The sequence below is a fragment of the Peptostreptococcus sp. D1 genome (assembly GCF_900112955.1).
In the GTDB taxonomy this organism is placed as follows: domain Bacteria; phylum Bacillota; class Clostridia; order Peptostreptococcales; family Peptostreptococcaceae; genus Peptostreptococcus.
In genome coordinates, this window is the sequence record NZ_FONP01000001.1 from 445,027 (window position 1) to 470,280 (window position 25,254).

The window sequence follows — 25,254 nt, forward strand, 5'->3', positions numbered from 1 at the left end:
GAAATAGCTTTAAAACGGTTCATTGCATAATCAAAAAGCCCGTAGCATTCACTTTCAACTAAATTGAATGCACGAGCCAATTGTCTAATTTCGCTAATATATAATATATAGCAATCCATCAATATATTCTTACATTGATATTCGATATATTCTTACATTGCTCTTCAATATATTACCATATTATTATATTGTTATTATATTATTATTTTATTACTATGTCATTTTTTTCTAGAATTTTCTGAAGCTCCTCCTCAAATCCTTCGTTAGCATATACTCCCGTGCCTTTTAATTTATACGTAATTTTGCTGCCATTTTCATTTTCGTCTACTGGGAATATAACTACCTCATCCGTTCCTCGATTCGTATTTATTATTGAATAAATTTTGTTTATCAATTCCTTATTTGACATGGAATCTATTCTCAAAAACACTTTTTTCCCTGTTCCAATATTTTGAGTTATGGCAAATTTATTGGTATTATATTTCTTTTGAGTAGAAAATTCACTTTCGTCATCTATAGCCTTTATCTCTGTAATATTCAATGACACGATATCATCGCCTCTAACACTTATTCTACCCTTTACTAGAACAAATTTATCTTCTCGCAACAAATCAGTGTACTTTTCTAGCTCATTTGGAAAAGCAATCAAATCAATCTTTCCGTATAAGTCTTCAAGCTCAAAAAAAGCCATCAATTGGTTTTTCTTAGTAGAAAGTACCTTTTTGGCGACAATTATCCCACCTATTATCTGTTCAGAATTGTTAAGCTCCAATAGCTTTTCTGGCTCCTCCTTTAGGGAATTAATCATCAGTGTATTTATTGAAGCTCTTTTTGTCAATACCTCCTTGTATTCTGACAGAGGATGCCCTGAAACATATATGCCCAAAACTTCTTTTTCCATATCTAACCTAAGCTTATCCTTTAGCTCCTCTCTAAAAGTCAAATTAGAGCTAGTCGAAATCATGCTGCCATCAAGCTCATCTCCTGCAAACAAGTCAAACATCGATATCTGCCCTTCAATATTATTCTTTCTAGATTTTGATACACTTTCCAATACTGACTCGAAGTTGTACAAAAGAGTCGCTCGATTTTGCCCAGTAGTGTCAAATGCTCCACCCTTTATCAAACTCTCGATAATTCTCTTATTTGTATATTTTGCATCAAGTCTTTTTATCATGTCCGATAAATCTGTAAATTCACCATTTTTATTTCTTTCAGAAACAATGTTATCTATCACCGATGCTCCAACATTTTTCACAGCTGCCAAGCCGAATCTTATATTGTCTCCATCAACGGAAAACTTTGAAAATGACTTGTTGATATCAGGTGGCAAAACCCTAATTCCTATAGATTCACATTCTCCAATGTATTCTACAAGCTTATCAGTATTTCCCATGACAGAGGTCATCAAAGCTGCCATAAATTCGACTGGATAATGGACCTTCAAATATGCTGTCTCATATGCCAAAACGCCATAAGCAGCTGCATGAGATTTGTTAAATGCGTATTTTGCAAAATCAATCATCTCGTCAAATATTTGATTTGCAATATACTCAGGTACACCATTTCTAACACATCCCGCAATTTCTATTTCATCATTTTTGTCTAGCTTTCCATGAATAAAATACTGTCTTTCTTCTTCCATAACATCCATTTTCTTTTTACTCATGGCTCTTCTAACCAGGTCACTTCTACCGAAGCTATATCCACCTAGCTCTCTAACAACCTGCATAACCTGCTCCTGATATACCAAGCAACCATATGTTACATCCAAAATAGGCTTTAGCTTTTCGTGCAAATACGTAACTTCACTTGGATTATGCTTGCAATTCACATATTTTGGAATCGATTCCATTGGACCTGGTCTATACAAAGATATTCCGGCAACAATGTCTTCAAAGCTACTTGGCTTCAGCTGCTTCATAAAGCTTCTCATACCAGCACTTTCCAGCTGAAACACACCCATTGTATTCCCCAGCGACAGCTGCTCATACACCTTTGGATCATCGTATTCCATCCTTGAAAAATCAATTTTCTCTGTATACCCCTTAGACTCTCTATTCAGCTCTATCAAATCTAAGGTATCTCTAATCACTGTAAGTGTTCTCAGACCGAGGAAATCCATTTTCAAAAGTCCCAATTCTTCAAGCGTTGTCATTGTAAATTGAGTTGTTATTGAATCTTGATTTCTATAAAGTGGAACATATTCGTAAACAGGATTTTTAGAAATAACAACACCGGCTGCATGAGTGGAAGCATGTCTCAGCATTCCCTCCAGCTGCTTTGATATATCTATTATTCGCTTCACGTCTCCATCATTATCGTATAATTTTTCAAGATTAGGATTTTCATCGAATGCCTTATCTATTGTCATTCCCAAAGAAAATGGTATCTCTTTTGCTATTGAGTCGACTTTATTATATGGGATATCCAAAACTCTACCTACATCTCTAATAGCAAGCTTCGCTCCCATTGTACCGAATGTAATTATCTGAGCTACGTGATCGGAGCCATATTTCTCCTTCACATACTCAATTACCTCCTCTCTTCTTTCGTAACAGAAGTCAATATCTATATCAGGCATAGTTACTCTCTCTGGATTTAAAAATCTCTCAAACAACAAATTGTACTTTATCGGATCGATATCCGTTATTTTCAATGTATAAGCAACTATCGATCCAGCCGCCGATCCTCTTCCAGGACCTACAATTATATTATTGCTCTTTGCGAAGTTTATAAAGTCCCAAACTATCAAAAAATACTCTATATAGCCCATATTTGCAATCACATCAATCTCATAGTCAAGTCTTTCCTTGATTTCATCATCCACATCGGCTCCATATCTATCCTCAAGACCAAGATAACAAAGCTTTCTCATATATTCCAAGGCTGTCATTCCATCTGGAACCTCAAATGAAGGGATATGATATGTATTAAAATCGAATTCTACGTTACATCTTTCAGCTATTTTTAGTGTATTGTCAATTGATTCAGGTGCAAATGAAAACAGCTCCTCCATCTCTGCTCTGGATTTTATGTAAAACTCATCATTTGGAAATTTCATTCTGGTAGGATCATCAACTATCTTTTGCATCTGGATACATAATAATACATCGTGATTCTCAGAGTCCTCTCTTCTAACATAATGTGAATCATTTGTTGCAACCAATGGAATATCAAGCTCTTTTGACAGCTTCAGCAAGCCAGCGTTTACCTCTTTGTCCTCAAACAGATTATGATCCTGTAGCTCTAAAAAGAAATTATCCTTACCAAAAATTTCCCTGTATTCAATTGAAAGTTTTTTTGCCAGGTCATAATCCCTCGCCATCAAAGCCTTTGGAATTTCACCATTTAGACACGCTGATAGACATATTATTCCATCCGAGTATTTTCTCAGCTGCTCTTTATCAGTTCTAGGTTTGTAGTAAAAGCCTTCCGTATAAGAATCAGATACTATTTTTATCAAATTTTTGTATCCATCATTATTTTCAGCTAGTAATATCAGGTGTGATGAGTATTTATCTATCATTGGGTCTTTTTCTGACATAGCTCTTGGAGCTACATACACTTCACAGCCTATAATAGGCTTTATTCCATTTTTCTTGCATTTTTTATAAAAATCGACAACTCCAAACATCGATCCATGATCTGTAATTGCACAGGAGCTCATTCCCAACTCCTTTATCCTTGGAATCAGCCAATCTAGTCTGGAAAAACCATCTAAAAGACTATATTCTGTATGCACATGAAGATGACAAAAATCATTTTTTTCTCCATTGTCTATAGCTTGATATATTTCATTGTTTTTTTCTACATTCACACTATCACCTCCACTATTTTAAAATAGCTGATGCAAAGGGCACCAGCTTAAAATAAATCCTCCAAAGATACTTCATCTCTATGTCTATTGGCAATTTCTTCTATTTTTTTGAACCTGTGATTTACACCAGATTTTCCAAGAGGAGGATGTAACATTTCGCCCAATTCCTTCAAGCTCATATCTTCATATTCTAATCTAAGCATAGCCAACTCTTGAAGATTCTCTGGAAGTCCCCTTATGCCGATAGTTTTTTGTATAATCAATATATTTTCAACTTGCCTAACAGCCGCATCTACAGTTTTAGACAAATTAGCCGTCTCACAATTTACTATTCTATTTACATTATTTCTCATTTCTTTGATTATTTTTATATTTTGTAATGCAAACATTGCATTTGTAGCTCCAATTATTGCCAGTAAATCTGAAATCTGCTCACTTTCCTTCAAATATACCACAAAATTATTCTTTCTCGCTACAATTTTGCTATTAAATCCCATGGAATTTATAAGCTCACTTAATTCATAAGCATAATCTTCGTTATTTGCTACAAATTCCATATGATAGTTTTTTTCTGGATCGTTTATTGATCCACCGCCCAAAAATGCCCCTCTGATATATGCATGGGCGTCCTCTGGCTCTTTTACTATTTTGTTGGAAATATCATTTCTTGTGATAAACGTATTTTCATTATCTAATATTCCCAAGGCTACCAATAGCTTTGATGCTCCCATTTCAGGAGTAATAGTTAACACGTAACTATTATTTTTCTTTAGCATTTGATTTTTATTAACAGTGATACTAGTGTTGATTCCAAATTCTCTATTCAGTATTTTAAAAACTCTTCTCGCTATAGAGTTTAACTCAGTAGTAATTTTTAGCCCTATTTGCATATTTCCCATAAAATGCAAGCTTCCTGAAAGTCTTATTATAGCTGATAATTCGGCTATATCCAAAGCTCTGTTGCCAATATCCATTCTTGAAAGCTCATTTTTTGTCTCAGTTGAAAATGACATAATCTCTCTATTTTTCCTTTTCAAGCTCTTTCAAGGCGACCTTTATTATTTCTTTTTCATCAGTATATCTAGCCATATCAGCAACTCTATTAATATGAATAAATTTGGCTTCTACAAAACCTTCTTCTTTTTGTGGAACAGTATCCATATTTTTGGCACACATCAAATACCAATAAACTATCTTGTGAACATCCTTGCTATCGTCCCAGTTTTCTTTATATGTATAATGTATCTCACCCAAATACCTTCCTATTTTGGCTTTTACTCCAGTTTCTTCTCTAACTTCCCTAAGAGCAGCTTGTTTATGAGTTTCTCCCAATTCTACTTTTCCCTTGGGGAGAACCCAATCACCATTGTACTTTCTCAGCAACAGTATAGAATTACCAAGAACAACAACTCCACCTGCACTTACCTCTTCTCTCATAGTATCACTCCTTAAAAAGAATTAATTATAATTCTTACAAATCAGTATTATAGCTGTGCTTTATTGCAATCTTCATCACGATATTTGATAATAAATCCGCATCGTGCCTAATATAACCACTTCTAATCTCTATCAATTTCTGTTCTAAACAGGCAATTCCAGACAGCCCTAGATATTCCCTCTGTTTTTCATCCAATAAAATCAATTTTGCCCCGTCCTTTGCATATCTCTCAAAAACACCAACTGGCAGCTCTTCGTTATTTACAATTACATAATCAATAAAATTCACACCCGAATGCTCGACCAATACTTTCACATGATCTACAACATCCTTGCCATCAGTTTCTCCTGGCTGTGTCATTATATTGCAAATATATATTTTGGGGGCAGTTGAACTAGATAAAGCATCTACAACGCCATCCACCAAAATATTTGGAAGAATACTCGTATATAGACTGCCAGGACCTATTACTATCGCATCAGCTTCTTTTATAGACGTAATAACTTCATCCAAAGGCTTTGCATTTTCCTTATCTAGGGACATTTTTTTAATCTTGCATTTTGCCCTTCTAGCAGCACTTGGAATATTTGATTCGCCTACTATTTTTTCTCCATTTTCCAGCTCGGCGACAAGATTGATATCCTCCATTGTAACTGGCAATACCTTTCCCGTAATGGCAAAAATTTGACTCATCTTGTAAACAGCAGTTTCAAAATTATCGTATAACCCAGTCATCGCAGCGATAAATAAATTTCCAAAGCTTTGCCCCTTAAGTGCTCCATCAGAAAACCTATACTGCATTACTTCATTCATCGTAGGTTCTATGTTCGCAAGTGCTAACAGACAATTTCTAATGTCTCCAGGTGGTAGCATTCCAAGATCCTCTCTCAATGCACCTGAGCCACCACCATCATCTGCAACAGTCACTATAGCAGTAATATTTTTTGTGGTATGCTTAAGCCCTCTCAAAAAAACAGATTGACCTGTACCGCCTCCAATTACAACTATTTTGGGCTCAAATTTATTTTTCTGAATGGTTTCAATCGTAATCTGATTCTGATCCACTGTCTTTTTGTATAATAAAATAAATCTATAGATAACATAAAATGCAATTATAAAAGAGATCACACCCAAAAATGCAAGCAATGCAAGTATCATCTCAAGTCCTGATAAGTTTATCTGCATAACATCCTCCAATTAGTCTAACTTTGCATCTCTATGCTTCTTCACTACTCTATAACCCTTGTCGTTCAGATAATCAAAAGAATAGTTTGCGATTGTTACAGATCTATGTCTTCCGCCTGTACAGCCTATTCCAATCACTAGATGTTGCTTTCCTTCATTGATATACTGCGGTATTAGAAAATCATACAAATCAAATAGCTTTTCAACAAATGCATTACTCACTTCCGAGTTCATTACAAATGCTCTCACAGCTTCGCTATCTCCAGTTTTAGGTCTCAGATTTAGATCATAGTATGGATTGGGTAGGAACCTTACATCAAATACCAAATCTGCATCTATTGGAATTCCATATTTAAAACCAAATGAAACCACAGAAATTGTTATATTTGGACTGTTTAGACCATCATCTTCATCATATATACTAGCAATTTCCTGCTTCAAATCCTTTGGCTTCATATTGCTAGTATCGATTATCATCCTTGAATATTTTTTTAGCGGTTCCATTATCACTCTTTCTTTTTTTATTCCATCAGAAATTTGAGAATTTGCCGCCAATGGATGATTTCTCCTCGTCATCTTATATCTCTTAACCAATACATCATCATCACAATCCAAATATATCATGTCAAACTTAAAATTAGCAGAATCCAAATGCTCCAAGGCAGAGTTTAATTCTTGAAAGAACTCTCTCCCCCTGATGTCGATTCCCAACGCCACTTTATCTATATTTGAATTTGAATGAAAAAACAATTCTGCAAAATTCACTATTAATGCAGGAGGTAAATTGTCGACACAGTAATACCCCATATCTTCTAATGCTCGCATTGCTTCACTTTTTCCAGAACCAGATAATCCCGTTACTATGACAAATTTCATACCAAAGCCTCCTTTATTTTTTGTTCCACACTTAAACTTCAATATTTTCTATTCTACTGACGTCCAAACCAGCTTCTTCTACAATTTTAAATGCCTTTTCAAAATTCGCAACATTCTCTGGAGAATGTGCATCAGAGCCGATGTAGAACTTTATATTTCTATCGCCGATTTTCTTAATCATCTCAGGACTAAGCTTCCTATGATGACCATTTATTTCAAGCCCTGTACCTGTCTTTTCGGCCATGTCGGCAACCCTCTCAATATCTACTGCCCCTTTATCTCCAGGGTGTGTTATATATAAAATATTATATTTTTGCATGGCATTTACAACGGCTCTGGTGTTATATTCTTTTGAAAAGATTCCACCAAACAAAAGATTGTCTATGTTATGCAATAGAGATCTCAAGGAAGTCGGTTTTGCACCATAATGGTACCCTGCTAGAATATAATCAAACTTGTCTATCAAATCCTCTTCCATATCGATCCTTCCACTATCATCTAGTATATTACATTCCATCCCCATCAAGATTTCAATATTGCTATACTTCTCGTTTAATCTATCTATTTCTTCTCTTTCTTTTAGAGCATTTTTTCTAGATAATCCATAGAAATTATGAGAAAATCCATGCTCTGAAATTCCTATTTTCTTTAGGTCCTTATCAATCGCGACCAGGACATTTTCTTCAATAGTACCCTTTGCGTGTCTTCTTTTTTCATTGTTTCCACAACTGAAAATCGTATGTGTATGAAAGTCTCCAATAATTTTCATAATTAATCTTCACCTAAAATCTTTACTTCCTCTTCAAGTCTTACACCTTGTTGTTCATATACAATGCTTTTGATATGTTCTATCAAATTGATAATGTCAGTGGCTGTTGCATTATTATAATTTATGACAAATCCAGAGTGCTTTTCAGAAACCATCGCTCCACCCACACTCGCACCTTTTAAATTTGAATCTTGAATCAGCTTACCAGCAAAATATCCCTCTGGTCTCTTGAATGTACTACCTGCACTTGGATATTCAAGTGGTTGCTTTGTTCTTCTCTGATAGGCAAGATCCTCCATCGTTTCCTTTATCTCATCAAAATTTCCGTTTTTCAAAGATATAACTGCCGAAATTGCTATCATTTTTCTGTCTGACAATATACTATGTCTGTATCCAAACTCCATCTCTTCATTTGTAAACTCAATTATTTTTCCCTTTTCATCCATCAGTCTCACAGATTTAACAATATTTTTCATCTCACCGCCATATGCGCCTGCATTCATAGCCAAAGCACCACCAAGAGTTCCCGGAATCCCAGAAGCAAACTCAAACCCGGTCAAATTATTTTCCATCGCAGCTCTACCAATTGAAGATAACAATGCCCCAGTCTGAATTATCATATTGTCACCAACAATTTCAAATGAACTGAAATTATCAGCAATTTCAATCACTACACCCCTAAATCCACCATCTTTAATCAATATATTTGAACCATTTCCTTTTACAAGAAAAGGTATTGTATTATCATTTAAAAATCTAAAAATATTCTTTATTTCGTCTTCTGTCTTTGGTCTGACCAAAATATCAGCCGTACCTCCTACTTTGAAGGAAATATGTTTTTTCATTGACTCATCTATAAAAATTGAATTTTCATCTATAATGTCCTTAAGCATTCCATACAATTCATTCTTAGTCATTTCTTCCTCCTATTTTCAATTACATAAAACTATACCACCTTATATAATAACCAAAATATAAAAAAATAACAATACCTTGTAAAAAAATAATTAAATAATGTATGGTTTCAATCATAGCAAAATCAACTTATTTTTTTGCTACAGTTTTTTGACTTATTATTTGTTCCAATTTGCTGGTAAATTCGATAGCCGAATCCATTCCCAATTGTCTTTGTCTATAATTCATGGCAGCAACCTCTAGGACCATGGCAACATTTCTTCCTGGCTTTACAGGTATTACTATTTTTTCGATTTTCTCACCCAAAATGTATTCATAATCTCTATCCAACCCGAGTCTATCGTAATATTTTCCTTCTTTCCAGTTTTCCAGATATGCTACCATATCTATTTTCTTGCTGATGTTAATACTCTTTGCACCATATAGGTTTTTGATATCTACAATACCTATCCCTCTTATTTCAAGATAATTTCTAAGAATCTCCGGTGCCTGTCCGACCAGCAGACCCTCATCTATTTTTTTTATCTCCACAGCATCATCAGCAACTAATCTGTTTCCATTTTGCACAAGCTCAAGTGCAGTTTCCGATTTTCCAATACTACTCTCTCCTTTTATCAAAACTCCAACTCCATTGATATCCACCAACACTCCATGAATGGTTTCCTGTGGTGCCATTTTATCATCCAGATAGGAAGACATCTTGTTCATGAATTTTGTAGTTTCCTTATCAGTTGTACACACAATTTTATCGAATTTTTTTGCCCAGTAATAAAAATCCTCTCTTAGATTTAAGCCTCTAGTGATTATTATTACAGGAATATCATATGAAAAAAGCGTTTTTAAAGTATCCTCTCTATGCTTCTTATCAAAATTCCCAAAAAAAGTATATTCTGTTTTACCAATTATCTGTATTCTCTCAGCAGTAAAATAATCAAAATATCCTGCCAGCTGTATCCCTGGTCTATTTATTTCTTGTTCGGTAATTACCGTCAGCTCCGCCTTACCCTTTGGCGATATTACTTCGGTTAAATTCAAATCATCTATTAAGTTTCTAACTGTAACTTCACTCACTTTTTATCTCACTTTCTTTAAATGCTTCAAAATAGATTTTGCCAATTCCTCATTAATGCCCTTTATAGAAATCAAATCCTCAGCCTTTGAATTTTTGATGGAATCTATATCTCCGAATTTTTCCATCAGTGCTTTTTTCTTCTTCGGTCCCACACCATAAATATCATCCAATGCTGATCTTGTCATTTTATTGTCCCTCAAGCTTCTATGATATGAAACAGCGTAATTATGCACCTCTTCTTGAATACCAGCTACAAATCTATATATTCCAGAGGTATTCTCTAGTTCAATATCCATCTCAGAATTTACCAAGCCCTTAGTTCTATGTCTATTATCCTTATACATACCCCAAAGTGGTATATCTTCACCGTTTTTATCTAAAACTTTTTTAACGGCACTAACCTGTCCCTTTCCACCATCCAGCAGAATCAAATCCGGTAAATTTCCATGCTTTAATCGTCTATCCAGTATTTCAGCCATAGAAGCATAATCATCAGCACCTTCAACCGTTTTTATTTTAAACCTTCTGTATTCTTTTTTGTCTTTTAGTCCGTTGGTGTATACTACCATTGCTCCGATAGAATCTACTCCTTGAATATTAGAAATATCGTATGCCTCTATCCTATTTAGCATCGAATCTAATCCCAACAGCTCCTTTAATTCTTCCAACGCACCCAAACTCTTTTCATATTTACGCTTCTTCAAATCACCGAATTTTATCAAATACTCGTCTGCATTTTTTCTAACCATCAGTATGAGAGCTCTTTTTTCTCCTTTTTGTGGTACTCTAATACTCACATTCGTTCCTCTCTTGGAAGAAAGCATCTCTGTGACAATCTCCAAATCCATAAAGCGTTCTTCAACTATCAGCTCTTTAGGTATATACTCCTGAGACATATAGAATTGCTTCATGAATGAGCCCAATATAACCTCTCTATCGTTACCTTGTACACCTTCTAGCATAAAATTCTCTCTGCCTGAAATTTTACCATTTCTAATGAAAAATATCTGAACACACGCCTCAGCCTCAGTATTTGCCATAGCAATCACATCTTGATCTGAATTATTTTGTACATTTGAAATCTTTTGTTTTTCAATGATATCATTCAGGCTCGATATCTTATCTCTAAATTTTGCAGCCTCTTCAAACATTAGATTATCAGAATAATATTTCATCTTTTGAGTCATAGTATCAATAAGATTTTCCTGCTTACCAGATAGAAACAGCGTTATTTCGTTTACCATATCCATATACTCCGCTCTATCAGCTCTTCCTGTACAAGGACCTATACACCTTTTTATATGATAATTTAGGCACGGTCTGCTCCCTTGTCTAATCGCCTTATCTATATCTATATTGCAAGCTCTAAGCTGATATATGTTTCTTATAATTTCCAAGGTGTCATTTACAGCAGAAACATTCGAGTAAGGTCCAAAATATTTTGCTCCATCCTTTAATATCCTTCTGGTTTTAATCACTCTTGGATAAGATTCGTTAACAGTAACCTTTATGTATGGATAGGTTTTATCATCCCTCAACAATACATTATACTTCGGCTTGTATTTTTTTATTAAATTACATTCCAGTATCAATGCTTCTAATTCAGAGTCAGTCATTATATACTCAAAGCTATTAATATTTTTTACCATCGACTTCACCTTGCCAGCATGATTTTTCGATGACTGAAAATACTGTCTTACTCTATTTTTTAGAGATACTGCTTTTCCAACGTAAATTACATTCTCATATTTATCCTTCATTATGTAAACACCCGGACTATCCGGCAGAGTCTTCAAATGAGCCTTAATATCAAACAAGCTACTTTCCTCCTATTAGTATATATGAATTAAACCTTCGACCATAGTCATCTTTTTCGATAATATCTATTTTTTTATGTTTTATTAATTTAAAATCCTTATCATATATAGAGATACTGTTCTTAGATACTAGTATCAGATTATTTTCATTATCTACGTTTATTGATTGTGGATATTCGTCTACTATAATATTTTTTATTTGCTTTGAGTCTCTATCTAAATATACTATTTCCTTTTTATCTTTAAAAAGCACCATAGTAATATCTTCCTGCAAAATAATATTATTGTTAAACAGTATCAAATCAGAAAACATATATCTATAGGAGTCATTTTTAATAATTGTCTTTGATATTGCTTTCGTCTTCAGATTATACTCTATTAAATCATATTTGCCTATTTGTCCTTTTTCATCAGCTTCAATAAATTTTCCTAAAGCACATATCGTATCACCATCAAGATGTGTATATAGAACTTCATTAATGCCTTCAAGCGTCAATTCAGATTTTTTCTTCGTATGGTTATAAAGAGTTACTTTATTTTTGTCATTCATATAGTAATATAAATCCGAATTATACTCGAATATTGAAGGAGATAATGTATGATTTATTTTCTCATCAGCTATTGAAGTATTTTTTTCTTTGTCATATATATTCAATTTAGCTTTACCCACTAATATTTCAATTGTATAGATATTATTTTTACCAACAAAGAAATAACTAGGGTAGCAATTTATTTTTATATCACTTTGCTTAAAATCTTTTTTATTTACTTTTAATAACTCGTCGGTTTTAGAAGATATACTTGAATCTTTAACAAAGTAAAATGCATTTTTATCTTGCTCTACTTTATTGTAATTGAAAACGGTTAAGAAAGCGTTAGCATCCAATTTGATTTTACCGATATTATTCAAAGATTTATCCATAAAGCTTATCTCCGGCTCAGAGTCACCTTCAACAGTTACTATACCAATATAAAAATCTTTTGTAAAAATATTATTTTTTTTATTAAATAACACTAGTATCGCTAGCATTGTTGATACTATTAACAATATACTAAAAATCGAAATAACACATTTTCTCATAAGAACTACTCCCTTGATAAAATAATAAAAATTTTATTACTTTTTATTATAAACTAATTCATCATACAATCAACCCTTTTTATAAAAAAATAGCAGCACCCAGAATATTATATATTCAAGCTGCTGCCACATATGCTTCAAATTTTATTCATCAACTCTCTAATTGATAACTTGGCATTGAAAATCACAATATTGTCCAAGATTACATCTCATAAATATTTCCGATTTTTAAACACCTATAAATCAATTTCAGTGTAGTTATATCATTATTTCATTATATTATTATTTTCAATATTTCCTTTTATGTCGACAAATTCCCTCGGTCGACCTTTTCTGATATATTAATTATTTTCTGCGGCTTTTGCATCAGCGATTATTGATGCATAATCTACCTTTCTGCCAGCCTTTCTTCTTTCAGCTAATTCTGCTGTTGCTGTAAATAGAACGTCTGAGGAAGAGTTAAGTCCAGTTTCACAAGAGTCCTGGATAACACCTATTATGAAACCAACTCCGACAACCTGCATAGCTATATCGTTTGGTACACCAAATAACGAGCACGCAAGTGGTATCAATAGCAATGATCCTCCTGCGACACCTGACGCTCCACAAGCAGATACAGCAGATAATACAGAAAGAATGATTGCAGTTGGTAAATCAACCTTGATCCCCAAAGTATTAGCAGCTGCCAATGCCAGCACTGCAATTGTAACCGATGCACCAGCCATGTTTATAGTTGCTCCCAAAGGAATAGAAACTGAATATGTATCCTTATCCAATCCAAGGTCCTTACAAAGCTTCATATTAACAGGAATATTTGCAGCAGAACTTCTAGTAAAGAATGCATATAGCCCACTATCTTTAAGTGTTCTAAAAACAAGTGGATAAGGATTTGTTCTCGTGTGTGTCCACACTATTATAGGATTGACTACTAGTGCAACAAAGAACATACAGCCAACAAGAACTAGCAGCAGTTTTCCATAATCGGCAAAAACACCAAGCCCATTTGTCGATACTGTACTATATACCAAGCCCAAAATACCAAATGGTGCAAAGCTTATTACCCATCTAACAGCCTGTGACACTCCTTCAGAAATATTAACCAAAAGTGACTTTGTTCCTTCAGATGAATTTCTCAAAGCGAAGCCAAAAATAATTGCCCATGTTAAAATACCGATATAATTAGCCGACACTAATGCATTGACCGGATTGTCAACTATATTCATTAGTAACGTTTTTAATACTTCTGCAATTCCACCTGGAGCCGTCACATCGGTTGCTCCTTCTGCCAATACCAATTCAATTGGGAAAATAAAACTAGACAAAACTGCTACAAGTGCAGCTGAAAATGTTCCTATCAAATACAACACAATAATGCTTTTCATGTTAGTTTTATGTCCTGATTTATGCTGTGAAATCGCAGCTATAACTAGGAAGAAAACCAACAATGGTGCCACTGCCTTCAACGCACCTACGAATAGAGAGCCCAAAATCCCTATTCCTTCCCATTTCGGGACAACAATTCCAAGAATAGCACCGATAAACATACCAATAATAATACGTTTTACGAGACTTATGCTATTCCACTTACTGAGTAAATCTCTCATAGTAAATACCTCCTATAAAAATTATATTAAAAATAATAACTCTACACCTAATAGAAAACACTGTGCCACAAATTCAGAGCACAGTGTCTCGTATGTATAGATATTATATAATATTTTGCAATTATTATCTATACAATATTCATTTTTTTAATAATTCTTTATATACTAAATCATAGTCTAAAATATATTAATATTAATATATAATAAATGTTTATTGTATTGATTTTCTTGCGTTATTTCATAATTTTACTTAAGTATCTACCTGTATAGCTTTCTTTAAAATCGCATATTTCTCTTGGTGTACCTGTGAAAATTACATTACCTCCGAGATTACCACCTTCCTGACCAAGATCAATTATATGGTCTGCTGTTTTAATCACATCCAAATTGTGTTCAATTACAATTACCGTATTTCCTGTATCAGCAATTCTTTGCAGAACTTCAATCAATTTTCTGACATCTTCCGAGTGTAGCCCTGTCGTCGGCTCGTCTAATATGTACACTGTTTTTCCAGTTGGTCTTTTACTCAACTCAGTAGCAAGCTTAATTCTCTGAGCCTCTCCACCCGAAAGCTGTGTAGATGGCTGTCCCAATTTTATATATGATAAACCAACGTCCATCAAGGTCTCTAATTTCCTCTTGATAGTCGGTATATTTTCAAAAAAGCTCAATGCTTCTTCTACATTCATATCAAGGACATCAGAAATACTTTTATCCTTGTATTTTACCTGTAAGGTTTCTCTATTATATCTCTCACCCTTGCAAACCTCACATGGAACATACACGTCTGGTAAAAAGAACATCTCGATCTTCAATATTCCATCACCCTTACAGGCTTCACACCTTCCACCTTTCACGTTGAAGCTAAATCTTCCTTTTTTGTAGCCTCTAGCCTTCGCTTCATTTGTCGATGCAAAAAGATCTCTAATCATATCAAAAACACCTGTATATGTAGCCGGATTTGACCTAGGAGTCCTCCCAATCGGACTCTGATCAATATTTATTATTTTATCGATGTTTTCAATACCAAGTATTTCCTTATGCTTTCCTGGTCTATACTTCGATTTATTTATCTTCTGAGCGAGCCCCTTATATAGTATTTCATTTACGAGTGTCGATTTCCCAGAGCCTGATACTCCAGTAACACTGATAAACTTGCCCAAGGGAAAGTCAACATCAATATTCTTAAGATTATTTTCCTCTGCTCCAATTACACGAATAAAGTTACCGTTGCCTTCTCTTGTCATTTCGGGAATCGGAATGGAAATCTCACCACTCAAATATTTTCCTGTAATGGAATTCGAATTTTTTATTATTTCTTCCACCGTACCCTGTGCCACGATTTCTCCACCATGAATACCTGCCGCCGGACCTATATCTACAATATGATCTGAGGCTCTCATCGTGTCCTCATCATGCTCAACAACGATAAGTGTGTTTCCAAGATCAGTCAGCTTTTTCAATGTCGAAATCAGCTTATCGTTGTCTCTTTGATGAAGTCCAATACTGGGCTCATCCAATACATACAAAACACCAGTTAGGGCTGAGCCGATTTGAGTCGCAAGCCTTATTCTCTGTGATTCTCCTCCAGAAAGCGTGCCTGCCTTTCTCGATAAGTTGAGATATCCTAGTCCTACATTGTTCAAAAAGCTTGCTCTCTCTATGATTTCTTTTAATATATCCTTTGCTATAAATGAATTTTTTTCACTCAGCTGTAAATTTTTCATAAAATCCACCAAAGCCTCAACAGACAGCTCTGTAACCTGAATAATATCCTTGCCTCCGACTGTCACTGCCAGCACTTCTGGCTTTAGCCTTTTTCCCTTACACCTCGGACATGGTTTTTCCGACATAAATTCTTCAATTCTATCTCTCATTGCATCCGAATACGTCTCTTTATATCTTCTCTCAAGGTTGACGATAACACCCTCATAGTAATTTTTGTACTCCTTATAGCCACCGAATTTCGACTCAAATTCAAATGACACAATCACATTTTCATCGCCATATAGCAATTCTTGTACAAAATCTTCTGGCAAATCTTTAAATGGCGTATCAATAGAAACATTGAACTTGTCGCACAGTGCCAAAATCATCTTCGTATAATAGGTATTGTCGTTAAGTCCATTACTCGACCAAGCTGCAATTGCTCCTTGTTTTAAACTCAGTTCTTTATTCGGAACAACTAAATCTACATCAACTTCTTTACTTTCCCCAAGACCATTACAAGCTTCGCACGCACCAAACGGTGCATTAAAGGAAAACATTCTTGGAGACAGCTCTTCAATTCCCACACCGTGATCAGGGCAGGCAAATTTTGTGGAAAAAAGTGTTTCGTTTCCATTTAAATCTTGAATTACAACTAATCCATCAGACAATTTCACTGCCGCTTCGATAGAATCAGCCAATCTAGCTTCAATGCTACTCTTTACCACTATTCTATCGATAACCACTTCAATGGAGTGTTTCTTATTCTTTTCAAGATCTATATCGTCAGTAATCTCATAGTTCTCGCCATCTACTCTGACCCTTACATAGCCTTCTTTTTGAATAAAATCCAATGTCTTTTTATGAGTTCCTTTTTGACCTCTAACTACTGGAGACAAAATTTGAAGTCTCGATCTCTCATCGTATTCCATAACCTTGTCCACAATTTCCTGTATTGTCATTTGACTTATGACATTTCCACATACTGGACAGTGAACTTCTCCAACTCTTGCAAACAACAATCTAAGATAGTCATATATCTCAGTAACAGTACCTACTGTGGATCTAGGATTTTTCGAAGTCGTCTTCTGATCGATAGAAATTGCAGGAGAAAGACCTTCAATATAGTCCACACTCGGCTTATCCATTTGCCCTAAAAACTGTCTGGCATAGGAGGATAAGCTCTCAACATACCTTCTCTGTCCCTCTGCGTATATCGTATCAAATGCCAAAGAAGACTTTCCCGAACCCGAAAGTCCCGTAAACACTATAAACTTATTTCTCGGAATAACTAAATCTACATTTTTTAAGTTGTTTTCTCTAGCTCCTTTTATCGTAATAAAATCTTTCATCAATTCTCTCTTTCATTAACTACGTTCCTATTTTACAATCAAGTCTTCAAGGACTATCTTTGGAACATGATGTACTTGCTTTTCATCTCTATAATATTTGATATCCTCACCTGGCTTGATATCATCAACAACAGCTTCCTCGACCGGATATCCAATCGACATAACCAAAATAACCTTGTATCTTTCTTTATCCAAGCCCAATATGTCGATAATTGGCTCTCCCTTAAAGCTCTTAAAAATACAAGCCGCCATTCCTTCAGCTCTTGCACCCAATGCTATTGTCTGTGAACATATTCCAACATCCTCATCCATTGGTTTTCCATATTCTTCATCTGTCAAGAATACAATATATCCTGTAGGTCTTTCAGATTCTATTGGTCCCGGCCATTCCTTCAAATATCCAGCCCAACCCAAATTATCATACACCTTTGCATTTGTTTCATAGTCACAAACCACTGCAAATCTCAAGCCTTGCTTATTAATTCCACTTGGAGTGTATCTGGCAAGCTCCACTAAATTAATCAAGCATTCTCTACTTATCTCTTTTGAAGCATCATATCTTCTACAGGTTCTATTTGATATTACCAATTCTTTAAAATTCATAGCAACCTCCATTTTTTTTATATTATTTTATATTGCATTAAAAAATCACTTTAAATTCTTTTCCAAATCTATTATCTTATCTCTAAGCTGAGCTGCTTTTTCAAATTCCAAATTTTCGGCTGCCAGCATCATCTCTGACTTCAATACTATTATTAAATCTGAAATATCGGCTTGATTTTTAACCATTGAGATATCCATATTGCTGTATATTTCAACCTCTTCAGCAACCTTTGTCGCCTCTATACTATCCCTGACATCTTTTTTGATTGTCATCGGAACAATGCCATATTTTTCATTGTATGTCATCTGAATACTTCTACGTCTTTCAGTTTCATCAATTGCTCTCTTCATAGAATCTGTTATCTTGTCAGCATACATTATTACCCTACCATTCGAATTTCTTGCAGCTCTACCGATGGTCTGGATCATCGAAGTTTCAGATCTTAAAAATCCTTCCTTATCGGCATCGAGTATCGCGACTAATGATACCTCAGGAATATCAAGACCCTCTCTAAGCAAATTTATTCCAACTAATACATCGAATTTTCCCAACCTCAAATCTCTTATTATCTCTGTTCTCTCCAAAGTAACGATATCTGAATGAAGGTATTTTACCTTAATCCCTAGCTCCAAAAGATAGTTCGTCAAGTCTTCACTCATCTTCTTAGTAAGTGTTGTTATCAGTACCCTTTCTCCTCTTTCAATATTTTTGTTTATCTCAACCACTAAATCGTCAATCTGATTTTCAACAGGTCTAACGCTAATTAACGGATCCAATAGTCCAGTAGGTCGTATAATCTGTTCAGCAAAAACTTCGGAATTCTGCATTTCGTAAGGTCCTGGTGTAGCTGTTGTAAATAATATTTGGTTTATATTTTCCTCAAATTCTTCAAAGCTCAACGGTCTATTATCATATGCAGATGGAAGTCTGAATCCATTGTCTATCAACGAAGTTTTCCTCGATCTATCGCCTGCATACATCCCTCTTACCTGTGGAATCGTAACATGAGATTCATCTACTATGATTAAAAAATCATCAGGAAAGAAATCCATCAAGGTATATGGCCTCTCACCTACCGCTCTTCCAGTAATATGTCTAGAATAGTTCTCTATCCCTTGACAAAATCCAATTTCTCTAAGCATCTCAATGTCGTAGTTTGTTCTCTGTTCAATCCTCTGAGCCTCAAGTAGCTTATCATTGTCTTTGAAGAATTTAATCCTTTCTTCCAATTCGATTTCTATCGACTTTATAGCCATTTCAACTCTCTCAGGAGTCGTTACGTAATGAGATGCAGGGAAAATAACAGCATGCTTTCTTTCTCCAGATACCTTATTTGTCAAATAGTCAATTTCCGTAATTCTATCAATCTCATCTCCAAAAAATTCAATTCTAATTGCTCTCTCGTCATTTCCAGCTGGAAAAATCTCCAACACATCTCCTCTTACCCTAAAAGTACCTCTGACAAAATTTACATCATTTCTCTCATACTGTATTTCAACCAGTCGTTTGATTACATCGTCTCTGTCCTTTATCATACCCGGTCTGAGTGATAGCATCAGTTCTTTATAGTCCTTTGGATCTCCCAAACCATAAATACACGAAACAGATGAAATAATTATTGTGTCTCTTCTCTCCAATATTGATGCAGTGGCTGAATGCCTCAGCTTATCTATTTCATCGTTTATGCTTGCATCTTTTTCTATATATGTATCACTGTGAGCTACATAAGCCTCCGGCTGATAATAGTCGTAATATGAAACGAAATATTCTACCGCATTGTTTGGAAAAAACTCCTTAAATTCGCTATACAGCTGTGCTGCAAGAGTTTTGTTGTGAGCCAGCACTAATGTTGGTTTATTAATGTTTTGAATTATATTTGCCATTGTAAAGGTTTTGCCCGAACCAGTAACACCAATCAAGGTCTGAAATTTCTTGCCGTTTTTAATAGACTCTGAAATTTTTCCAATAGCTTCAGGTTGGTCGCCAGTCGGCTTGAAATCAGAAACAAGATTAAACTCCATTTTTCCTCCTATCCACATAAAATATATCATTTCTCCAAATGCGTTTGATATATTATTTTTTTAACTTCGCCAAATAAATTCGATAAATGTTAATCTTTTTTAAACTCTCCAAATATATTCGACATATACTAATCCTTTTTAAAATAATCGATAAACTTTGACACTACTCCAATTTTCTCTACAGAATCTATTACGAAATAGTATTCCTTACCCCAATCAGATTTTACATATAAATATTTATCCATTTCCTTGTCAACCAAATCAATTTCTTTTATATCTTCGTTAGGTATGTTTAGCTTTGTTATTTTTTTTGGCTTAACACCGTGCAAGCTGCTCTTGCTATATTCAGCATAAAAAGTTTTTTCAGTAAGAATTAAGGTATATAAATCTGGTATCATACCTGATGTCTTATTTTGTCCCAACAGACAATTTGCGACCATATTTGTTCCTTGGCTCTTTAAATCCAGCTTTCTTTTTGTTTCTAAATTGGCGATAACTTTTTCATCATTATAAAACTCTAACATATAAAATCCTCCTTTGAAGCTTTTAGAATTACTACTGCACAACTCATTATAATAGCTTACTAATATTCTATCATATATTTTAAATATTGTATTTAATTTTTATCTAGGGTAAAATATATAATAATCAGTGTAAAAAAAACACTGAAAGCAAACGAGAACACACTCTATAAATATTTGAGTTTTGTATTTTGTAAAGGAAGAAATAATGATTAAAAAAATTGATAAAAACATTTACAAATTAGTGATATTCATAGGAATCATACTAGCGCTTGTGGTGAAGCTAGATAATGTCACAAAGCTACTGTCGAAGGTATTATCCGTATTTAGTCCTGTAATATTAGGTATAATACTCGCCTTTATTATAAGCATACTTGTCGACTTTTTAGAAAAAAGAATATTTACCGATAGAAAAATAAAAATTAAACCACAAATTAAAAGAGGACTAAGTATATTACTAGCACTTTTGTTGATTATTCTATTTGCAATTTTGGTTTCAAGATTGATAATACCTCAGCTAAAAAACTCCATTGTAATATTTTCGAAATCATTCCCTGATTTTATAAATGCAATTGAGAAAAGCTTGGCAAATAATTTCAGCGAATTCACATCAGTAAGCAAGGAATTATCCAAATTAAATCTTGATGCAAAAGATATAGTTCAAAAACTGCTAAAAATAATCACCTCATGGACTGGTAGCTTGGTATGGTTTTTGGGCTCTATATTTAACATTGCTACCAATCTCGTAATGGGAACAATTATTGCTCTATACATAGTTTCCAGCAAGGAAAAATTAAAAAGTCAATTTGATAAGCTATTTAAGAAGGTTTTATCAGCATCTGTAATAGACAAAACTTACTATGTTCTTGACATAGCAAATGATACATTCAAAGCCTTCATTATCGGTCAATTTACAGAGGCAATAATACTTGGTACCCTTTGTACTATAGGACTGGTAATTCTTGGATTCCCGTATCCCACAATGATTGGTTCGGTTGTAGGATTAACTTCGTTACTTCCAATCGTTGGTGCATATATTGGAGGTGCTTTTGGATTCGTTATGATGCTAACAGTAAATCCTGTAAGAGCCGCCTTCTTTATATTGTTCTTAATAGTACTTCAACAAATTGAAGGAAATGTGATTTATCCTAAAGTCGTTGGAAATTCAGTCGGATTACCCGGACTTTGGGTAATGGTCGCTATTGTCGTCGGAGGTGGACTTTTAGGAATAAACGGAATACTGTTTGGTCTACCTTTAGCAGCCACTGCATATAAAATTTTAAAAAATTATGTAAATAAATAAGCTACATAAATACTGTTGAAAACATAAATATCTTCACACCTGCTAAAAAAACAAACACCATAGGATACCTCACTTGCCTATGGTGTTTGTTCGTGAGCTACAAAACAGCTCCTTGGGTTATAAATTAATTTTTTTGATTTTCAAATTGATTTTGTTTTTGTTGTTGTAAAATAAATTTTACATTTTTGCATTACAATATTTTGTGTTTTTAATACTATTTTTTTCTATATTTTATATAATTAATCTCTAAATTATCCACCATATACTATTTTTATTCCTTACTTGATTGCATTTTGATAGCTTTTTATCATTTACTATGCACATTCCAAACAATATACTAGTAAAAATCTGAGACTAATCGCATGTAATTCTTCTTATTAAAATATAAATTACTTGTATTCTGCCATCAACTTTTCAAATACTGCAAGTGATTTTTCACACTTTTCAGTTTCAACGCAATATGATAATCTCATATGTGCTTTTGATCCAAATCCTGTTCCCGGAACAACTAGCATATCATAAGCTTTTGCCTTTTCAGAGAATTTTTCTGAATCACCATCTGGAGCCTCTATGAATAGATAGAATGCACCTGCTGGCTTGGCAACCTTGTATCCTAACTTAGTAAGACCATCATACAATAAATCTCTGTTCTTTTTATAAACTGTCAGGTCAGGATCAACATCCACACATCTTTCAATTACCATCTGGAATAGCGTTGGAGCACAAACGTATCCCAACACTCTCGCAGCACCAGCGACAGCCGCCATAACCATTTTATCTTCCACTTTGTTTGGAACAAGAACATATCCTATACGTTCACCTGGAAGTGACAAGGATTTTGACCAAGAATAACAAACTACTGTGTTCTCGTACATATTTGGGATAAATGGAACTTCTAGACCATCTATCAATACTAATTCTCTGTATGGTTCATCAGTAATTAGGTAGATAGGATGTCCGTATTCCTTAGATTTTTCAACTAGCAATGCACAAAGCTGTTCAACCTCTTCCTTAGTGTATATAACACCTGATGGGTTATTAGGTGAGTTAACTATAATAGCCTTTGTGTTCGGAGTTAATGCTTCTCTAATTCCTTCAACATTCAACTGCATATCATCTTTGCAAGGAACTAAAACTTGCTTTGCTCCGTGCCCTTCGATCCATACTGTATATTCAGGGAAGAAAGGTGCCAATACCATTATTTCATCATCATTAGAAGCTATTAAAGCCTTGAAAACGATATTTAGTGAAGCAGCTGCACCACAAGTCATCAACAGATTATCCTTTGTGTAGTCTGTTCCAAATCTCTTATTTAAATTATTTGCAATTGCAGTTCTACAAGCGTCATGTCCAGCACCTGAGCTATAGCTGTGATAAACTTTTGGTTCATTATTTTTAATTATATCTGCTATTGCATCCTGAACTTCCTTTGGAGCTGGGACACTTGGATTACCCAAACTGAAATCTAATACATTTTCAGCACCAACTACTGCAGCTCTAGCTGCACCAAAAGCAGCTAATTCTCTGATAACAGACTTAGCTGTACCTAATTTAATCATGTCCTGTGAAACCATTTTTACTACCTCCCATACCATAAAACATTTTTTATGACGCCCTAACAATCCCCATTTTAAGGATGGGGACGTTAAGTCGTATCATTTATTTACTACCTAAAGGGTAATCATTTCAATTTATATATCTTTATTTCCTTTGTAATCTCAAATCGTAGTCTGAAATTTTCTAAAAACACGACTTGTTCATTACAAATATTATTCAATTTACTTATGTTTAATATTTATCGAATTACCTTGTAATATTATTCTAGTGGATCGTTTATTGTCTTTCCAACTTTTCCAACCATACTTATCAATGTTAGAGCGATTGAGCATACTACAGCTGGTAATAACCATTCAAATCCAAACTGTCCTAGTGGAAGTGCTCTTAAAGAATCTGCTGCACCCTGTAACAATGTGCCACCTCTCATCACTGAAGCAAGGTTGATACTTTCAACTAATGCAACAGCAAATGCACCTATAACAGCACCTGTGTAAGTCCAGTTGTACTTAATCTTGTCATCAAATATAGACATGATGATAAGAACTATGTAAACAGGATATATTGCTGATAATATTGGAACAGCAATTGCTATCAATCCACTAACACCTATCAATGACAATGCTAATGCTATAGCAATACAAACATACACTACATTCTTATACTTTAGTTTACCATTTGAAACTGTTTCAAAATAGTTACCACATGTAGAAGAAAGACCTGATGATGTAGTCAAGCATGCCAATGCAACAGCAACACCCATAAATACCTTACCTACATTACCAAGCATCAATTCAACCATACCGATTAGAATTGCAGTTCTTTCACTGTCGGCGTTAAAGTGACCACCTACAGTAGCACCTGCATAAGTCAATCCACCATAAACAAGAGCCAATAGTATGAAAGAAACTATACCAATTTGAACACTCGCTTTAAATTGTACTTCTTTATCTGTATATCCACGTCTAATCAAATCTGTTATAACTATACCTGCCATCAATGGAGATCCCAACGCATCCATAGTCTGATATCCTTCAGAGAAACCTCTTGTAAATAATCCAGTTGCTTCTGTAGTTACCTTTGCATCTGGAGGATTGACAATTGCTATAATTACGATTAAAGTAAGTATTACAATCAATGCAGGAGTAAGGTATTTACCTATAACATCTATAACCTTACCAGGATTCAGGGTTATGTATAATGTGATTGCAAAGAATATTATACAAGTTACCCAGTTAGGAACACTTGGGAACAATGGAGCTACAAATATTTCATGTGTTGTTGCTCCAGTTCTAGGAACCGCAAAGAAAGGTCCGATTGTCAAAATTGCTACCGTACCAATAAACTTAGAAAACTTTGGACTAACTCTTTTTCCTAGATCATCAGCTCTACCACCCAACTTAGCAGTTACAATAACACCAAGTATTGGAAGAACAGGATCTGAAAGCAAGAAAGCAAACATAGCAATATACCATCTATCCCCAGCTACTATACCAAGATATGGAGGGAATATTAGGTTACCTGCACCAAAGAAAATTGCAAATAATGCAAAACCACAAATGATTACGTCTTTTCTCTTAATTTCCATACTAATTCACCTTTTTCTTTAAAATAT

Annotated in this window: 18 protein-coding genes; 1 reads left to right on the top strand and 17 read right to left on the bottom strand. The window is 34.4% G+C overall.

The features are described from left to right. Positions 1 to 202 precede the first annotated feature (202 nt). From BM120_RS02040 to BM120_RS02110, 15 genes are all read right to left on the bottom strand, one after another. A complete protein-coding gene (locus tag BM120_RS02040) occupies positions 203 to 3,820 on the bottom strand; it encodes a DNA polymerase III subunit alpha (RefSeq protein ID WP_242941527.1) in 3,618 nt (1,205 codons plus the stop codon). A 47-nt stretch (positions 3,821 to 3,867) separates the two neighbouring features. Further along, complete coding sequence (gene whiA, locus BM120_RS02045) at positions 3,868 to 4,833, bottom strand: DNA-binding protein WhiA (protein ID WP_091992814.1); 966 nt, start codon at positions 4,831 to 4,833, stop codon at positions 3,868 to 3,870. A 7-nt stretch (positions 4,834 to 4,840) separates the two neighbouring features. After that, the gene (locus tag BM120_RS02050) at positions 4,841 to 5,257 is read right to left on the bottom strand and encodes an NUDIX hydrolase (RefSeq protein ID WP_091992815.1); all 417 of its coding nucleotides are present in this window, start codon (positions 5,255 to 5,257) and stop codon (positions 4,841 to 4,843) included. Between the two features lie 34 nt (positions 5,258 to 5,291). Further along, positions 5,292 to 6,443, bottom strand: coding sequence for a gluconeogenesis factor YvcK family protein (locus tag BM120_RS02055; RefSeq protein WP_091992816.1), 1,152 nt, complete (start codon positions 6,441 to 6,443; stop codon positions 5,292 to 5,294). A 12-nt stretch (positions 6,444 to 6,455) separates the two neighbouring features. Next, positions 6,456 to 7,319, bottom strand: a complete 864-nt coding sequence (gene rapZ / locus BM120_RS02060) for an RNase adapter RapZ (protein ID WP_091992817.1) — start codon at positions 7,317 to 7,319, stop codon at positions 6,456 to 6,458. Between the two features lie 31 nt (positions 7,320 to 7,350). Then, complete coding sequence (locus tag BM120_RS02065; protein WP_091992818.1) at positions 7,351 to 8,088, bottom strand: PHP domain-containing protein; 738 nt, start codon at positions 8,086 to 8,088, stop codon at positions 7,351 to 7,353. Between the two features lie 2 nt (positions 8,089 to 8,090). Further along, the gene (gene murB / locus BM120_RS02070; protein ID WP_091992819.1) at positions 8,091 to 9,005 is read right to left on the bottom strand and encodes a UDP-N-acetylmuramate dehydrogenase; all 915 of its coding nucleotides are present in this window, start codon (positions 9,003 to 9,005) and stop codon (positions 8,091 to 8,093) included. Between the two features lie 127 nt (positions 9,006 to 9,132). Beyond that, positions 9,133 to 10,074: an HPr(Ser) kinase/phosphatase gene (gene hprK / locus BM120_RS02075; RefSeq protein WP_091992820.1), complete on the bottom strand. Its 942-nt coding sequence runs from the start codon at positions 10,072 to 10,074 to the stop codon at positions 9,133 to 9,135. Between the two features lie 3 nt (positions 10,075 to 10,077). Then, the gene (gene uvrC / locus BM120_RS02080; protein WP_091992821.1) at positions 10,078 to 11,892 is read right to left on the bottom strand and encodes an excinuclease ABC subunit UvrC; all 1,815 of its coding nucleotides are present in this window, start codon (positions 11,890 to 11,892) and stop codon (positions 10,078 to 10,080) included. Position 11,893: 1 nt separating this feature from the next. Beyond that, entirely contained in the window at positions 11,894 to 12,973 is a 1,080-nt protein-coding gene (locus BM120_RS02085) for an ABC transporter permease (protein WP_091992822.1), read from the bottom strand. Positions 12,974 to 13,314: 341 nt separating this feature from the next. Beyond that, a complete protein-coding gene (gene sstT, locus BM120_RS02090; protein ID WP_091992823.1) occupies positions 13,315 to 14,577 on the bottom strand; it encodes a serine/threonine transporter SstT in 1,263 nt (420 codons plus the stop codon). A gap of 233 nt (positions 14,578 to 14,810) precedes the next feature. Next, on the bottom strand, positions 14,811 to 17,636 hold the full coding sequence (gene uvrA / locus BM120_RS02095; protein WP_091992824.1) for an excinuclease ABC subunit UvrA: 2,826 nt from the start codon (positions 17,634 to 17,636) through the stop codon (positions 14,811 to 14,813). 27 nt (positions 17,637 to 17,663) lie between these two features. Next, positions 17,664 to 18,239 carry a nitroreductase family protein gene (locus BM120_RS02100; RefSeq protein ID WP_177187349.1) on the bottom strand — a complete coding sequence of 192 codons (576 nt, stop codon included), beginning with the start codon at positions 18,237 to 18,239 and terminating at the stop codon, positions 17,664 to 17,666. A 45-nt stretch (positions 18,240 to 18,284) separates the two neighbouring features. Next, positions 18,285 to 20,261, bottom strand: a complete 1,977-nt coding sequence (gene uvrB / locus BM120_RS02105) for an excinuclease ABC subunit UvrB (protein ID WP_091992826.1) — start codon at positions 20,259 to 20,261, stop codon at positions 18,285 to 18,287. Positions 20,262 to 20,389: 128 nt separating this feature from the next. Then, complete coding sequence (locus BM120_RS02110; RefSeq protein ID WP_091992827.1) at positions 20,390 to 20,785, bottom strand: hypothetical protein; 396 nt, start codon at positions 20,783 to 20,785, stop codon at positions 20,390 to 20,392. A 205-nt stretch (positions 20,786 to 20,990) separates the two neighbouring features. Between BM120_RS02110 and BM120_RS02115 the strand changes: the two genes are divergently transcribed. Further along, positions 20,991 to 22,085: an AI-2E family transporter gene (locus BM120_RS02115; RefSeq protein ID WP_091992828.1), complete on the top strand. Its 1,095-nt coding sequence runs from the start codon at positions 20,991 to 20,993 to the stop codon at positions 22,083 to 22,085. Positions 22,086 to 22,474: 389 nt separating this feature from the next. On the opposite strand, the gene BM120_RS02120 is transcribed toward BM120_RS02115, so the two are convergent. After that, the gene (locus BM120_RS02120) at positions 22,475 to 23,659 is read right to left on the bottom strand and encodes a pyridoxal phosphate-dependent aminotransferase (RefSeq protein WP_091992829.1); all 1,185 of its coding nucleotides are present in this window, start codon (positions 23,657 to 23,659) and stop codon (positions 22,475 to 22,477) included. A 242-nt stretch (positions 23,660 to 23,901) separates the two neighbouring features. Next, a complete protein-coding gene (gene brnQ / locus BM120_RS02125) occupies positions 23,902 to 25,227 on the bottom strand; it encodes a branched-chain amino acid transport system II carrier protein (RefSeq protein ID WP_091992830.1) in 1,326 nt (441 codons plus the stop codon). Positions 25,228 to 25,254 lie beyond the last annotated feature (27 nt).

Coding starts and splice junctions, on each gene's coding strand:
- sstT (WP_091992823.1), bottom strand. CDS start 14,577: ATGAGAGATTTACTCAGTAAGTGGAATAGCATAAGTCTCGTAAAACGT.
- uvrB (WP_091992826.1), bottom strand. CDS start 20,261: ATGGAGTTTAATCTTGTTTCTGATTTCAAGCCGACTGGCGACCAACCT.
- rapZ (WP_091992817.1), bottom strand. CDS start 7,319: ATGAAATTTGTCATAGTAACGGGATTATCTGGTTCTGGAAAAAGTGAA.
- murB (WP_091992819.1), bottom strand. CDS start 9,005: ATGACTAAGAATGAATTGTATGGAATGCTTAAGGACATTATAGATGAA.
- brnQ (WP_091992830.1), bottom strand. CDS start 25,227: ATGGAAATTAAGAGAAAAGACGTAATCATTTGTGGTTTTGCATTATTT.
- BM120_RS02055 (WP_091992816.1), bottom strand. CDS start 6,443: ATGCAGATAAACTTATCAGGACTTGAGATGATACTTGCATTGCTTGCA.
- BM120_RS02065 (WP_091992818.1), bottom strand. CDS start 8,088: ATGAAAATTATTGGAGACTTTCATACACATACGATTTTCAGTTGTGGA.
- BM120_RS02120 (WP_091992829.1), bottom strand. CDS start 23,659: ATGGTTTCACAGGACATGATTAAATTAGGTACAGCTAAGTCTGTTATC.
- whiA (WP_091992814.1), bottom strand. CDS start 4,833: ATGTCATTTTCAACTGAGACAAAAAATGAGCTTTCAAGAATGGATATT.
- uvrA (WP_091992824.1), bottom strand. CDS start 17,636: ATGAAAGATTTTATTACGATAAAAGGAGCTAGAGAAAACAACTTAAAA.
- BM120_RS02115 (WP_091992828.1), top strand. CDS start 20,991: ATGATTAAAAAAATTGATAAAAACATTTACAAATTAGTGATATTCATA.
- BM120_RS02100 (WP_177187349.1), bottom strand. CDS start 18,239: ATGAATTTTAAAGAATTGGTAATATCAAATAGAACCTGTAGAAGATAT.
- BM120_RS02050 (WP_091992815.1), bottom strand. CDS start 5,257: ATGAGAGAAGAGGTAAGTGCAGGTGGAGTTGTTGTTCTTGGTAATTCT.
- BM120_RS02110 (WP_091992827.1), bottom strand. CDS start 20,785: ATGTTAGAGTTTTATAATGATGAAAAAGTTATCGCCAATTTAGAAACA.
- BM120_RS02085 (WP_091992822.1), bottom strand. CDS start 12,973: ATGAGAAAATGTGTTATTTCGATTTTTAGTATATTGTTAATAGTATCA.